Genomic DNA, 15,747 nt, shown 5'->3' with positions numbered 1-15,747 from the left:
CAAGGGCCGCCTGCAGGCAGCGGAGGGATCATGAGTTTATTGAACTGAGCAATATTGTATGGTCAGCTTAATAAAAGTTACGTAAAAGGGAAAGGTGGATATGTGATCATGGCCGATGGCACAGAGCTGGAAGTTTCCCAGCGGCGTAAGGGTGAATTCTTAGATAAGCTGGCGTTGTAAGCTTTGCCTTTGCGTCAATCTGCTTTAACGCTACCTATTACACAACACACGCTTATACACAACCGGCAGGAACCCGCAATCCGCATGGCTGTAGCTAATGTAATTGACAAATTCTTATCAACATCTCATGGTAAGTTGAAAACTTCTTGCTAATATTATGTTGTACATAATAACGTAAACCAACCTATACTATCCATGAAAAAGATTTACTCATCAACTATTGCCTGGCCACTCTCCCATCACGCATCACTGATCTTACTGCCGACATAGCCAGCCTGGTTTTGCCACCTGCCCTATAGCCATTTTATTTTACAACAAGGACATCCCTTGCTTATAACCCTATTGTCTCCGGTATTCCCGGAGAAGTACCCTGTTATGCCTAACCTGCTACAGTAAAAAATAGCTGTAGCCAAACAACCAATTTGTCAACCAATTAAAACTAAATCTTATGATCAGAAAAAAGTTACTCCCTGTAATGATCCTTTTATTCTTGCTGCCTGTGCAACTATTGGCACAACAAATCACCTTTATCATAAAGGACCAACAAACCGGCTTTGCTGTTCCAGGCGCTACAGTCAGCGTAACAACGCCCAATGGGAAAGCCAGCTCATTGCAAGCCGCCAAAAATGGCAAAGCGCTGTTTGATGCCAGCACAGGAAGACATGACTTCTCCATTGCGGCGCCGGGCTATCAAACATTGACCACTTATTTTGTAACGGGTACCGACCGGGCTATTGAAGCCCATATCAATCTTGATCCTGTCGCTACCGCTGCAACCACTGAGGCCAGGCAATGGCCCGTGAATAAAGACCAGCTGGTGATCAGTGGTTATGTTAGGGATGCTGATGAAAATACACCGCTGGCAGGTGCGCAGGTAAGCGTCGGTGCTTATAAGACCGTATCGGACAATGAGGGTTACTTTTCTGTAGCATTCCCAGCCTCAGCAGCTGCTATTGCGGAAGGCAAAACACCGCCGGCCATTGCCATACGCATAGCGAAGGCCGGTTATGCAGCCTATACCATTCAAAACTTCTATGCGATACCTGATGTATATACGCTAAAGATCGCGCTTACAGCTGCCGGCTCACCACGGCTGCAGCAGCAGCCGGGAGCAACACCAACAGAAGAAACAGAAGTACATAAGCATGGTCTGTTTGACAGAACAGCCGCTGAGGAACAGCAACGCTACGCCGAACCAGCTGCCATAGCTGCTGCCCAAAAGAATGAGGCTGCCGCCGCAGCACTGGCCGTTGCCGTACCTGGCACCATACGGGTGGGCACCAGTTGCTCCTGCACCAGTTGCAGCGTGGTACAGGTGATGAGCCTGGAAGCCTATACACAAACGGGCCTGGATGATGAATGGATAGCCAGCTGGGGAGCAGCCTCCTTACAAGCTGGTGCAGTGGCCTATCGTACATACGGCGCCTGGTATGTATTGCACCCGGTGGCCAGCAGTTATGATATTGCCGCCACTACCTGCAACCAGGCCTGGCAAAATGATGTAGCTACCAGTACGAAGAACGCGGCCATCGCTACAGCCGGCACCGTATTGCTGAAGAACGGGGCTATTTTCCGGTCTGAATATTCTTCTGAAAATAATAATTCAGGTTGTGGCAATGGTTATAGCGGCACCGGTACTTCCTGGCCCTGCATATCGGATCCACGCTGTGCGGGCAGAGCCAAATTCGGGCATGGAAGAGGCATGTGCCAATATGGCTCCAGCTTCTGGGCCAGCGATAAAACGTATGGCTGGATACTGGACCATTATTATACGCCGGGTGGTGTGAGTGTGCAATTGCCTACTGCGCCTGGTGTAACCAGGATCGCTTTTACGGTAAAAGACCAAAGTGCGGGTACGGCTATTGCCAGCGCTACTATAGCCGCCACCAAAGTGGGTGGAACAACCACTACCCTCACTACCAATGCCAGTGGCCAGGTAGTGTTTGGGGCCGATACAGGCCGGTATAATATTACGATCTCTAAAAGTGGCTATAATTCCCTCACCACTTTCTTCATCGGTAGTGCAGCTGATGATTCCATTGCAGCCGATATCAACCTTGATCTATCGGGTTCAGTAGTTGCTGTGCCGGGTATTCCTTCCACTATACGAGTTGCTACCAGTTGCGCCTGTACAACACCCTGTAGTTCGTTATCGGTACAGGTCATGAGCCTGGAAGCGTATGTACAAACAGGTTTGGATGATGAGTGGCTGTCCAGCTGGAATGCTCCTTCTTTACAAGCTGGTGCTGTAGCCTACCGCTCACGCGGCGCCTGGTATGTGCAACACCCCTTTGCCAATAATTATGATCTGTCGGCTGCTGTCTGTCACCAGACCTGGCAGAATGACCGGGCTGCCAGCGTGAAGAATGCAGCCATTGCAACGGCTGGTGTAGTACTGATCAAGAATGGCGCTATTATAAAAGCCGATTATGCGTCAGAGAACAACAATGCCGGTTGTGGTGATGGGTTCAGTGGCAATGGTACCACCTGGGCCTGTATATCCGATACACGTTGCGCGGGCAGGACCAATAATGGCAGTGGGAAAGGCATGTGCCAATGGGGTTCCAGTTTCTGGGGTACTGATCAAACATATGCGTGGATCCTGGATCATTATTACGGGCCTGACACAGTAACCATTCAGGTACCTGCCGCCCTGATGGCCGCTCAACCCGCAACAAAAACCAGTGAACTAACGCCAGATACTGATAACCTGCGGTTATCACCCAATCCTGTTACCGGTTCTGACGTGAAAGTAACCTACCTGCTGAAGGAGGCTTCACAGGCGGCAACGATTACCCTGACAAACCATTACGGCAGCATGGTGCGTCAACAACGGGTAATGTTGCAGCAAGGTCATAACCAGTTGACCTTACCTACCGGCAAATTAAAAACCGGCTTATATACTGTGACGATCCGTTTACAAACCGGTAAAACAGCCAGTAAAAAACTGATGGCAACGGAATAAAAACGATTGCTTTTTTAACCTTCAAATACAATTAACAACTATGAGCATCACAATTAGCAAAAGCATGTCCCTGGGCATGTTAGTACTTATGGTAACTGCATTATCCTGTAGCAAAAACGAAAAACCTGCTGCACAGGAAGAAGCGGTTGTTGAACAAAAAGCCAGCGATGAGACTACTACACTTGCCGCTGCGGCCAGGATCCCTTCACCCGTTCCCGGCAAAGTGGTAACGTATCCATTTGGTATTGTAGATCCCCGTTATGCAGCGGGCTACCATACAGGAGATGATTATGCCGCTCCCACGGGTACTCCGGTGGTAGCTGTTCTGGGTGGCACTATTGCCTGGTCAAACAATACTGGTGGCGCCTATGGCAGATGGATTGGCCTGCGTGCCACCAATGGCCGCGATTATGTGTATTGCCATCTCTCTGTTCGCTCAGTGAGCACCGGTGCTACGGTAGTAGCAGGTCAGAAATTGGGTGAAGTAGGTGCTACGGGGAATGTGACAGGTCCGCACCTGCATTTTGAAGACCGTCCCAGGGGAGGTGGCTATGGACAGGTACGCAAGCCAACCTGGTAATCAATGACCGTAAAACCAAACAACACCATGAAAAACGAACCTTGATAGCAATACAACGTCACTATGCAGCCGGTAGCTGACAGTTGACTGTCTGGCAATACAAAGAGGCTATCTCCTGTGTTTACAAAAACAGGGAGATGGCTTCTTTTAGTTTGAATAAATGTTGCTCTATAGAGGAGCACTTATTTTTTCATTATTACGGTCAACCCCTTTTTCAGGTCTTCCGCGTTCATGACCGGGCATAATTCAACTTTGGCATGCAAATTCATAAAAAAGGGCTCTGCAATACCAGGTATCTCAGAGGGGTCCTTCAGATCAAATACCATAAAACAAGACCGTTGACCGTCTGACGCATGAAAATAAGCTGCCTCAGGTTTCAGCTTATCCATAGTAGTCTCAATAATTTGTGGAAGTGTGCCATCCGATATCGCTTTATTAGCGGCGGTTACATCCATAACAACTCTTAGCAATGTACGCATAACTATAGGTTTTACTGGTGGAAAAACATTAGACCTCACTGCGGGAGTGTTCACGCATACAGATTAATCGGACGAGGTTACTTTGTTTGAACGGAGAGATGGAAACTTTGGATGAAGTAAAGGATAGGATTCTAAAGATAACGATACCTATCGGTATGAGCAAGTTGTTTTTCAATAGAACCAGTTGAAACGCATGTCTGCGCTTTGCACGGAACGTGCAAAAATACCGTCATTATACGGGTTGGCCATTTCATTAATATGCATTAATTTCACCATCCGTTAATTTTTCCTATCCTTTTTATTTAAGGCAAAGATTGGCTCCCCACCTAAGCGCTGCATGGCCTGTATGTTTTACTCCTTTTGATGATCTTCTCTGATTAGAAGCCTCTGTGTTATAAGTATTATAGTAATTGCTAAGAATCAAATTCATGCAATAGGGCTCTTTATTACTTCACCTTAAATTGATTTTTCAAATTTCTGTTTTGATTCTACAAGAGATGAAATATTCGACTATGGGCGGATGCCGAAAAGCCATTATCAGAGTAGGCATAATTTAAAAAATCAAAATCTATGTCAAACACTTCAATTACTTCTAAGAAAAACAGTACCGCAAAAAAGCCTGCAGCGTTGGATTCCATCAGGACCATACAGCAAATGTGGGACGCAGCCATTCAATACTTTAATGATGGGGAATATGACACGGATGCCATATACCTCATTTACAAAAGTATGAGCCCCAAGCTTACTTACCAGGATATTGCCAACGTGGTAAGTGCTGTATATGGAGACACCTACTGGACCGGCATTCAGATGGATTATGCCATACTTTCTAAAAGCCTTGTACAGGCACTGGGTATAGACCGGTCTATTGCTGACGAATATGCTAAAGTCGCTTTTTCACAATGGAGGGGGATACTTTGCCGTAAAAACATTTATGACATTGGCCTTATTCCCACACCCGGTTCATATACCGAAAGCCTTGATATTGTGTGTAACGAAAACACACCATTGCAACCTCAGCAATTAATTGAAAACTGGAACAATGAATACTGGAAAACGCCCATTGTCGGTAAGAACTATATTTACGCACGTGCGCAGAATATGGCTTTTTTAGGGGCTATCACACCTAAAGTACAGATGTTTTATACCACCGGCGGTTTTAACCAGCCTCCTTCTTCCTGGATCCAATGCTACACGGAGAAAGGCCAGGCTTCTGAAGGAGATATTTTATTAATGGATGGCAAACCAGGCCCCCTAGGTCAAGGTGTACGCGGTGCCTCTGAGGCGTTCTTTTTTAACCCAACCTCCCAGGATCATGTATGCGTTATAGCCGTGTTGAACTATGAGTTTTTTGAGAAGAACGATCCGTTGAAGATCACACCGGGCAATTGGAACTCCCAACTCTGGATAACCCATAACGGTGCAGCAGCCTGGCATAACCAGGATCCGCAGAAGCAGGCTGAAGAAACACTGAAATTCTATAACCAAGACGGCACAGAGGAAAAATTTGCTTTCCTGGTACAATGCAGGAATGTCCCTGCCGGTTCAAAGATCTCTCTGCGCAATGATGATCCTGCAGCTAAATTTGATACAGGCCTTATTGAAATAGGCAATGAATCGCAGCATATTGAAAAAGTTGTCAAGCTGCCCGCTTATTACAAAGGCGACCTGAAAATTAAGTTGCAGGGACCTGATGGCAAGTTATTACCTGCACATGCTGCCGTTGAAATTAAAATGGCATGGGTGCTTGAGCATGGCCATCGCCGGTATATAAATGCCATAAACCAACTGAAGGCATTCGATACCGGAAGAAATGCACAGGATGTGTACCTGCCGGTTGGTAGCTTCACCTTTACCGGATCGGGCACTAAATAAATGCAATTTCTCCCTTGACAGTCGGAACCTGGGGTTATACGAATAGCCCCGGGGTCCGACTGTTTTTTTTGCACAAGCCGTATATATGGGGCATTCGCCTGGGTATTATCCTGTTTGTCATTTTTTCCTTTGAAGGCGGTGTTATGGCTTCCCGCCTGGCCCATACGGTAGGTGAGTGCAGCCTATTTCCTGGTGACAGCCTTTCTGTTGATGCGGGCCTTTCAGCAAATACCATTGCTGTAGTAAAAATTGGTATATCAAAATTCAAAGCCGTTCCTGTCAATTTCAAAACTCCCCATAAAGTTTGACCTGAATTCGTTTGTTTTGTTGTTCATAAACCCGAAGCCCATTTCTGATGCGTACAACAGCCGGCATAATCTTACTTCTTTTATTGGTTTCCCTTTGCAAAGGGCAAAGGCTGGAGCTGCAGATGGACACGATCAATAGCTATATGAACAGCCCCGGAGATACCATCCGGAAATATTTTGTTTTTAGCCCTTACTCATATCCCGCTCCCAGGTATTATCTCCACTCCAATAAAAACTATACCACAACACTTAAAGAGCCTTATTTAAAGATAGGCGCCTTTTATGCTAAAAAGCTGGCGGTCAACTATTCCTTTGCCCATGAAAAAATACCGGAACTGGCAACATTCGCCAATGACACCACTGTCTTCAATATTCTATATTTTGACAGCTATTCCGGGAAATACGCCATTCCCCTGTTCGATTCATCTGGTATTATTGTAACCGTCAATGGCATCAACCGGGAGAATGCGGCGCAATATGAATTCCGTATCCTGGAGAACAAAACACAAGTGGTGGTGCCCTGGACCCGGCCCAGGCTTTTTTGTAAAGCTTACCTCACGACTCAGATTGCTCAAAAAGATAAAAAAGACAAAACTGTAGCTTACCTGGGCCAATTTAAAAACGGGTTCGGGAAAAGCCTCACCATCCAGGTCAGAAGGATTGACCAGCCCGATCTCATCCAGGTGGCACTATCGGCTGTCTGGATCAACCAGCAGCCTACCGTAATAGCCACTTTTGCACCTGCACAATTGTCCGACTTCCTGGAAACTATCAAGAGACAGTGGATGCCCAACAAGCACCTGGAACCGCTGGCAGACTGGACAAAAGGGTATCCGGCATTGGAACTAAGGCATGAATTTGAGCCGGACGAAAACAACCTGATCTTTTACCTGGATGAAATAGTGGAATCGAAGGAGATTATTGAGTATAACCTTGTTCATGGCAATGACAGTACAGGCTGGAAGGTAAATGACTTTAACCAGAACTTCATCTGGCTGCGGGACCTGCAACCCGGTCGGTACAAACTGCATATCAGGTATAGTGTACAAAGGCAGCATGTGGCGGTTTATCCTTTTACGATCATATCTGCATGGTATCAAACGATCTGGTTCAAAGCCGGGCTTGCAGCAGTAAGTGTACTGGCTACCGGTTTTATTATCCTGCTGTTCAAAGCAAGGAGGCAGACACGCAGACTCAAAATGCAAGGCATACAAAAACAGTTGGTACAAACACAGCTCAAATCCATCCGCTCCCAGTTTAATCCGCATTTCGTTTTTAACTCCCTGAATTCTGTCCAGGCATTTATCACCAAAAACGAGCCGGATAAAGCCAATCAGTACCTGATGGAGTTCAGCACCCTGATGAGGAATTCGTTGAAGGAAAGCAATCACGAATTTGTGAGTATAACCAAAGAAACAGACATGCTCAGCAGCTACCTGAACCTTGAGCAATTGCGTTTCGGCTTTAGTTATATTATTGATATTGATCCCTCAATAGATGCCCATGCCGTGGAAATGCCCGGTTTGCTGCTGCAACCGCTGGTGGAAAATGCCATCAAACACGGCATAGCTGCCCTGCATGAGCAGGGAAAATTGGGTGTACACTTTGAGAAAAAGGGAGCAGACATGCTGGTGCGTGTAACAGATAACGGCAAGGGAATAACTGCAGACAGCGATAACGGAGGATTTGGTTTGAAACTCACCCGGGAACGCATCAGCTTGCTGAACGAAACACTGGAAGACCAACATATAGCGCTGACAATAGGCAGGGAAAAAGAAATGACCTGTGTGGTTATACACTTTAAAAACTGGCTGATATGATAAAAGCAGTGATCATTGACGATGAAAAGAACAACATTGACAACCTGTACGGGCTTTTAAAAAAGCATGCACCGGAAGTGGAAATAGCAGCAACCGCTACCAATGCGGATGACGGGATTTCCATCATCATGGAAACTGCTCCCGACCTGGTATTCCTGGATATCCAGATGCCGGGCAAAAACGGGTTTGAGGTATTAAAAGCGTTGCCCCATTGCGAGTTTGAGGTCGTTTTTGTAACAGCTTTCGATCAGTACGGTATTCAGGCAGTGAAATTCTCTGCTATTGACTATTTACTGAAACCCGTTAACACGCATGAGCTGAAAGCTGCTGTTGCCAAGGTGAAGGATAAGCTGGAACAACGAAAGCAAAACTTCCAGTTGGAGAATCTGCTGAAGCTGATCAGGCAGAAAGATGAAAAAAAGGAACACCGGCTGGCCCTGGCCACTACCAGGGAAATGCGTTTTGTGAACCCGGATAAGATCATCCGGTGTGAATCTTCTAACGCCTATACCATCTTTTATTTAACCGGAGGAGAAAAGATCACGGTATCCAGACCCATATTTGAATTTGAAGAACTGCTGACAGATTATGGATTTATACGCTGTCATCAGTCGCACCTCGTCAACAAAAGCTTCATCAAAAGCTGGATAAGGGAAAACGGAGGGCATCTGCTGCTGGATGATGATACGGAAGTACCTGTTTCAAGAGGCAAAAAAGAAAACCTTGTACAGGCATTGATCCCGAACAGGAAATAATTATTCACCTTTAATATAAACTGTATATGAAACCGGTTCTACTGGCTTTCCTGGTATTGTTATGCCCTTACCTGAATGCACAAAACAAGAAACCCCTGGCGATTGAGGACGCTCAAATGAGCGATTACCTGGCCAAACGGCAACTGCCCACTTTAACTGTCAAGGTGCTTGATGCCCCGGGGAAAACGGACATCAAATGCACCATGGTAACCCTTGGCACCAGCTTTCAGATTACCAGGCACACCATCACCAATGAAAAAGGCGAAGCCCACATCACGCTGGATCAAAACTTACCTTATCAGCAGATATGGCTGAACGTGGGCAATTACCTGTATACCGGCGTGTATGTAAATACAGACCTGACGGTAACGATCAATGCTGTTAAAGCAAGGCACAAAAGGATCTATTTTAATAGCGATGGTGTTGTGTACACCGGGACCGACGGCGCATTGAATACTGCCATGACTAAACATGTACTGTACAAAAAAAGAGAGCAGGATATGTTGGAAAATACCCTCGAGACAGCGTTTCACGGCAAGCCGCTGGGCCATCCGGACACTACATTTTATAAAAGGGCCGATTCAATATATAAGGAACTATCCCGCCTCGACGATGAATTTATCACACAGTACCCGGCATTTGAATGGGCTGTGCGGAATGAAACGGACTCCTGGTTTTATAGCACTATATGTATCGTACATTGCGGCGGTGATCTGCCGTCCAACTGGTTGCAAAAAATAAAGCAACATACACCCTACTTTACCAGCAATGATGGCGTATTATTCTATCGGTATCTTAGCCAATATACCCGGTTCCATAAGGGACTCCCCTCCACAGGACCCGCTTTCAGGAACCAGTTAACTTTTATTGACCGCCATTTTGAAAGGCCCAAGGCGGATATCCTGAAGCTGTCCCTGCTGGAGGCCTATAAGGATACATTCGCTACCACCTACCCGTCCATTATACAAAGCACCCGCACCAAATGGTGCAGGAAGCGGATGGAAGAAGAACTGGCGCAGGCATTCGCGCGGCAAAAGGATATTGACAGTCTGCTGGCATTACAAAAGAGCCTCGATAAGGACAGCATTTATATAGGTACACCCCTGGGGACCCTGCCTTTTGACGCTAATCTCTACAGGCTGGACAGTATCGGGAATATAGATGACTTTATTGTCCATTTGCAATCAAAGTTCAAAGGCAAAGCGATCATTATAGATCTTTGGGCCACCTGGTGCGCCCCCTGCCTGGGAGATCTGCCTTCCAGCAAGCAGCTCCATGAAGCAAATAAAGACCTGCCGGTAGCCTATGTTTACCTGTGCACCAGCTCCAATTCAAGTATAGCGATTTGGAAAAACAAGGTGGCAGGCATGAAAATACCAGGTACACACATTTTTATAAACGATGCCATCCTGAGTAAACTGAGGAGCAGGCTTGATGCGGAAGGTGGTTTTCCGACGTATGTGGTCATAGATGCTGTGGGCAAGAGCCATCCCAAGACCATTACATTGATGAGTCGTCTTAACCGGGAAGAATTGAAGAAGGTTACCGGGCTAAAGTAAATTACTTACTGCGCCAGTCCGGCAAAGCTGTTGACGGCTTTGATGCTTTCGGGCAGGCCGGCCACTACCTGTATATTGGTAATGATCTTCAATTCGCCGGAGAGTTTTTTGACAACCGCCAGTTGTTCCGGTGTCAGTTCCTCATTGCCCCGTTTATGGGCAGCAGGCACCAGGGAGGAGAAATAAGCGGAAGCCAGGAATTCAGCAGCAACCTCATAGGTCTTCAATTCTGTAGGAGGAATGGATACCGGCTGCTTTTTAAGCTGGCGGATCACCTCAAACAGGTAACCGGTTATAGAGGGATCATTTTTAATGCTGTTGGCCAACCCGGCGAGGGCTAATAACTGCAGGTCGCCACGATACCAGGGCAGTAAGTTATAATCGGCAGGATCTGCCTCTATTTGTTTTAATAAGGCTATAGTTTCAGGACTGGCTGTACCGGCCAGTCCTTCTGCCACTGCTATATGCTGTTGGTATTGGCGACCGGCAGGTAATGCCGCAGGGATCAATAAGGGTTGCCCGCTCAGCCGGGCCACCATGCCCAATGCCACCAGTGTATTGCCGGCAGTAGTGTCATTACTTACCTGTTGTAGCAGCAAATGGGTATCCAGGGCCGGCGCTTCCCTATTGGCGGTCAAGGCTGATAAACCATAGGCTTTGATGGCCAGGTTACGGATCAGCGGAGACTGGTTGCTGAACAAAACCACCAGTAGGTCCCGTTGCTGCTGGATGAGCTCATAATAAGGCTTTTCACCGATCTCTATAGAAGTGGCTGCCTCCTGCTCACTGTCATACACCTCTCCGAGGTAGGCATATTTAGCCGGCATGACGCCAATAACGCCCTTCAGGTAAAGATAGCGTTGCTCAATGTCGAGCAGTAACTCCAGCACCAGGTCTTTTGACTGTATCTTATCAAGGATACAAAGTAGCAACAGCGGACGAATAGTTACCTGGATGGCTGTGGTTAACCGTTCCTGGTAATAGATGCGGCTGAATAGTTCTCCCAGTATCTCTTCTTCCCTTTCCGCCTCTACTCCACCGTGTAATTCCAGCAGCATTTCCGGAATGTATTCAGCAGTGTCAAAAGGATCTTCATACGACGCCCACTCTGTGGAGGCGAGGTATTCCTGAAAAGCCGCTTCAAAGTCGTTATTTGCAACTGCCATATTTGACTGTTTTAAGCTTGCCTTTATATTCGTAGGCGTATATGATGCGCATCTTATTTTTCTCCGCAAACTCCCGTAAGGCCCGGTCACAACCACCATCTGTTTTTTTACAGGGCGGCAATGGAAATTTGAGCTTCCAGTAGTTCGTCTTGGGATTACCAAGGGATTTAATAAATAACGTTTTGCCTTCCAGATCGGTACGGGTTGATATTTGTTTCAGCAAAAAATATTCCGAATCACCATGCACACCAAATTCTGTCCATTTGGGCGGGGATACTCTTTGGCTCTCAAATTCGCCCAGGTATTCCGAACCATTCATAAAGCGGGCGAAGACGGTGTGCAGGCCGGAAGGATCTACGTATTTATGGGGGTCTTTTACGTACGAGTACAAATTAAAGTCGCCTGAAATAAGGCGTATGGGGTCCTGGCTCAGGAACCTGCCTTCTTCGGCACTGTAATACCGGAACCGGTTGTAATAAAGGCCGGTTTCAGCATCCTCATACTGTCCCTGGAACCGGAAAGGTATGAATTTTTTATCTCCGGCGACGCTCATAGCGCGGCCATAAATATCCAAGGTACATTCCCATACCCGTTTCCCGGCCTCATCATAAGCAGCCATTGGCGTGCCGAGGTAATCGGTAATAATGCTGTACGCGGTGCCGTTCTGTATTTTGGCGCAGGGCACGGTAGTCTGGTCACCGTCAAATACCCAGGTAATGGCCGTAGCCGCCAGGGCAGGATCATTGGGATTGGGTTCCTGCTTATCATATTGTATGGCGCCCCATTCATTGATCACGGCCTGCGGCTTTTCTTTTTCCGCATAGGTCCATTCATGCAAGGGCGCTTCACGGTCCCATACCCAACGGGTAATGGTACCATCAAATGATTTGGAGATCCGGCGGCCCAGTGCATCGTAGGTAAAGGATACTATTTTACCATCGGGCCGTATCACTTTTTTCAGCATGCCATCAGCATACCATTCATAGCGTGTAGGTCCTGCGCCGGCATCAGCCCGTTTGGGCAGCTTCCCAATCAACCGGCCCATATCGTCATACTCATAGCTGTATTTTTCGCTTTGTAATAAAGCGCCTGCCGCGTTATAAGTACGATCGCCCCGCTCTGTGGTTTCATAAATATTGCCGGTTCTGTCTACCGAACGATGCAGGATGCGGTTATCGGCATATTGCGCAAAGATGAGGTTACCGGCCGCATCATGTTTAAAGCGGCTGCCGGCCTGTGCTAAGGCATCGAATACATGGGTAAGGCGCTCGCCCGCATCCCAGGTGTATTTTTTCCAGTGGAGCGCCACTCCTTTGCGACTTACTTTATGAATACCAGGCCGGCCCGCCTGATCATATTGCCATGCCCCCGTTAGTCCTCCTGGTAGCATCCTTTCAATCTCCTGTCCTGCCGGGTTGTACTTTACCTGCACCTGCCATAATAGCTGATCAGCCTTCGCCTGCATACCCGTTACCAACCCCAGTTCATTCCGCTGCAACTGAATATCGGCGCCCAGGTTACTGGTAACGCGAATACGGTTGCCCAGCTTATCATACACACTGTGAATGGTATATTGGTCCTGCGTTTCTTTCTCCACATAACCCAGCTTATTGCGGGCGAGCCGTATGGTACTGTGCTCATTCACTGCCTCAATGAGATTGCCGATCTTATCATATCCAAACAGCAACCAACTACCATCATGGTGTTCTACCCGCACGAGGCGCCCATTGGCATCGTGTTCATAGCGGGTTTGCCGGTTACCGGGATATTTTGTTGCGATAAGCCTGCCCGTGGCATCACGCTCATAGAAGCGTTGCAGGCCATCAAAGCTGGTTTCCTGGATGATCTCTCCACGTTTGTTATACCCTACCGTATAATACCTGCCTGCTTCATTGACAATACCGCACAACCTTTCTTCGGTATCATACAGGAAGCTTAGTTCTGTATTTTCCCGGATACGCTTTTTTAACTGCCCCATGGGCGTGTATTCAAAACGCACCTCGCCAAATTTATCTTTGATCTGTACAATGTCATCATAAGCGTTGTAAGCCATGTGCAGGTTATTTCCATCCGGCAGGTGGCAACGATACAACCTGCCCAGCCCATCATATTCATAGTACCTGAGCTCACCGGCAGCATTGATGGCCTGTACACAGCGGCCCAATGCATCGTATTTCCAGTGATCGGTGGCGCCATTGGGCATTTGCACACTGGCCAGGTTCTCATCTTCATCATACGTCAGCCGTGTTTTCTGGCTGCCATTGGCAATGAGGATTTCCAGTTGCCCTTCTTCATTGTATTCATAGGCAATGGTCTGCCCATTGGGATAGTTCACAAAACGGGCCCTGCGCTGTGTATCATAAGCATAGGTCTCCGTGGTACCATCCGGGTTGGTGCCCATGGTGAGCTGGTTATAGTCGTTGTAATTAAACTGCAGACTATTGCCATCCGGCAGTTGCTTTTCCTTTAAACGGTTCTTATTATCATATACATACCCCGTAATATGCCCTTCCTCATCAATTTCCCGGTATATTTCAAAGTCTTCCGTGTATTCTGTGTAACAGTGATTACCATAATGATCTGTCTCCTGTATACACAGGTTGTTTTCGTCATAGAATAAGGTCGTTTCTTCGCCCAGTGAGTTGGTGACTACATTGTAGCCTTTACCATATTCAATAAACCCTTCCAGTACACCTCCCTCACCCCAGGTGTGTATGCAGCGTTTGTACTGGTCATATTCCCAGTAGAAAACCTGTCCATTACGGTCTGTTTTTTGCACCATCAGGTGTTGGTTATACTCGATTATAACAGGCTGATCCAGCGCATCGGCTATTCGTATTAAATCGCCTTCCTCATTGTAAGCATACGTTACCAGCACCTGGCGCGTATCCCGGTGCTTTACTTCTACTTTGGTAATACGGTGATCATTGTCCAGTTGCAGTAAAAGCCGCCGCCCTGCACTATCGGTAAGCGCCTGCAGGTATTTACCGGTATAATGCAACTGGATGCGGTTACCCTGATAGTTTTCTATGAACGACAGGCGCCAGGTGCCTGGCACTGTTTCATGATTGAAATGGAAGTATAAGGAATCATTATAGTCTTCCACCAGGAAGTGACCATTCTGCTTGCGGCGCAGTAATAGTTTTTCCTGCGGATGATAAAATTGCTCACCGGGTTGCAATACAGGAAAGGCGGTGAGCCGGCCATCGGCCAGCAAGAGCGATAAGGCTTCCTCTTCGGGCCATAGCTGTATACAACGGTCATAGCTTAATTGCACACCGTGCCCCAACACGCTTTGGATACCGGAATCACTGTCCCAGTTACGTGTCCAGCGCAGGGGTATCGGACCGGGCAATTCAAAGTCCGTATACTCATAGTTCACGCGACCGGTAATGAGGTCTACCGGTTCAAAACCCATTCTGCAGAGTTTGCTGCTGAGTTTACTGGTGGCGGGAAACCTTTTAAGTACTTTTTTATTGAGTACTTTCAGGAGCTTGCCACCGATCTTGCCGAATATTTTCAGAAAGGAGCCCATGACAAATGCCTTGAGCAAAGCCATGAGGCTGAAGTTGGGCACCAGCGGCGCTCCTACCATAACGGGCTTGCCCCATTGCAGGGGAATACAAAAAGAAGTAGGCAGGTACAGGGAAGGTATGGGAATGAATTTGCGGCCGGGGCGGAAAGAAAGTGGCAAACCAATGTCATTACAGGTCATGAGCATATACCCTGCCCCGCTCATGGGCGCTCCATCCACCAGTACTTTTTTACTGCCGAAGAAGTTCTGGCTGTCATGACCAATAATGGGAAATATAGTAAACCCTGCACCGAAGGGAATGTGTACAAAAGTGATGATCATACCGGCGGTATCGGTATTACCCCGCGGCACACCATTCACTTTTACAGTAGCCCCGATGAAGGGAATGTAGTCAAAGGGATCGATGACCAGCCCTATGTATGGATGTGGCAAGGGGACAAAAGGGAAAGGCAGGTTCACAAAGTGAATATCGATCCCTATTACGGGTTTTAAGTGTGTATTAGCAACGTACATGACTGTTTACGT

9 protein-coding genes are annotated in these 15,747 nt (G+C 47.3%); 6 read left to right on the top strand and 3 right to left on the bottom strand.

Translation table 11 applies throughout. The features are described 5' to 3' along the window. Positions 1-628: 628 nt before the first annotated feature. On the top strand, positions 629-3,145 hold the full coding sequence (locus tag HB364_RS25370; RefSeq protein WP_167291184.1) for a carboxypeptidase regulatory-like domain-containing protein: 2,517 nt from the start codon (positions 629-631) through the stop codon (positions 3,143-3,145). 40 nt (positions 3,146-3,185) lie between these two features. Next, the gene (locus tag HB364_RS25365) at positions 3,186-3,725 is read left to right on the top strand and encodes a M23 family metallopeptidase (protein ID WP_167291183.1); all 540 of its coding nucleotides are present in this window, start codon (positions 3,186-3,188) and stop codon (positions 3,723-3,725) included. Positions 3,726-3,907: 182 nt separating this feature from the next. Here the strand turns inward: HB364_RS25365 and HB364_RS25360 are convergent, their stop codons facing one another. After that, the gene (locus tag HB364_RS25360; protein WP_167291182.1) at positions 3,908-4,204 is read right to left on the bottom strand and encodes a hypothetical protein; all 297 of its coding nucleotides are present in this window, start codon (positions 4,202-4,204) and stop codon (positions 3,908-3,910) included. Between the two features lie 570 nt (positions 4,205-4,774). On the opposite strand from HB364_RS25360, the gene HB364_RS25355 reads away from it, so the two are divergent. From HB364_RS25355 to HB364_RS25340, 4 genes are all read left to right on the top strand, one after another. Further along, on the top strand, positions 4,775-6,079 hold the full coding sequence (locus tag HB364_RS25355) for a hypothetical protein (protein ID WP_167291180.1): 1,305 nt from the start codon (positions 4,775-4,777) through the stop codon (positions 6,077-6,079). A gap of 355 nt (positions 6,080-6,434) precedes the next feature. After that, positions 6,435-8,207, top strand: a complete 1,773-nt coding sequence (locus HB364_RS25350) for a sensor histidine kinase (RefSeq protein ID WP_167291178.1) — start codon at positions 6,435-6,437, stop codon at positions 8,205-8,207. Next, complete coding sequence (locus HB364_RS25345; protein WP_167291176.1) at positions 8,204-8,962, top strand: LytR/AlgR family response regulator transcription factor; 759 nt, start codon at positions 8,204-8,206, stop codon at positions 8,960-8,962. Before HB364_RS25350 ends, HB364_RS25345 begins: the two co-directional genes overlap by 4 nt. 26 nt (positions 8,963-8,988) lie before the next feature. Then, complete coding sequence (locus tag HB364_RS25340; protein ID WP_167291174.1) at positions 8,989-10,521, top strand: TlpA family protein disulfide reductase; 1,533 nt, start codon at positions 8,989-8,991, stop codon at positions 10,519-10,521. A gap of 5 nt (positions 10,522-10,526) precedes the next feature. On the opposite strand, the gene HB364_RS25335 is transcribed toward HB364_RS25340, so the two are convergent. Then, positions 10,527-11,687, bottom strand: coding sequence for a hypothetical protein (locus tag HB364_RS25335; RefSeq protein WP_167291172.1), 1,161 nt, complete (start codon positions 11,685-11,687; stop codon positions 10,527-10,529). Then, entirely contained in the window at positions 11,671-15,735 is a 4,065-nt protein-coding gene (locus HB364_RS25330) for an RHS repeat-associated core domain-containing protein (RefSeq protein ID WP_167291170.1), read from the bottom strand. Before HB364_RS25330 ends, HB364_RS25335 begins: the two co-directional genes overlap by 17 nt. Positions 15,736-15,747: the final 12 nt, after the last annotated feature.

It is taken from the genome of Paraflavitalea devenefica, from assembly GCF_011759375.1.
GTDB lineage: Bacteria > Bacteroidota > Bacteroidia > Chitinophagales > Chitinophagaceae > Paraflavitalea > Paraflavitalea devenefica.
Note: the sequence above shows the minus strand (reverse complement) of the source record. Positions and strands in the feature narration are given on the sequence as shown.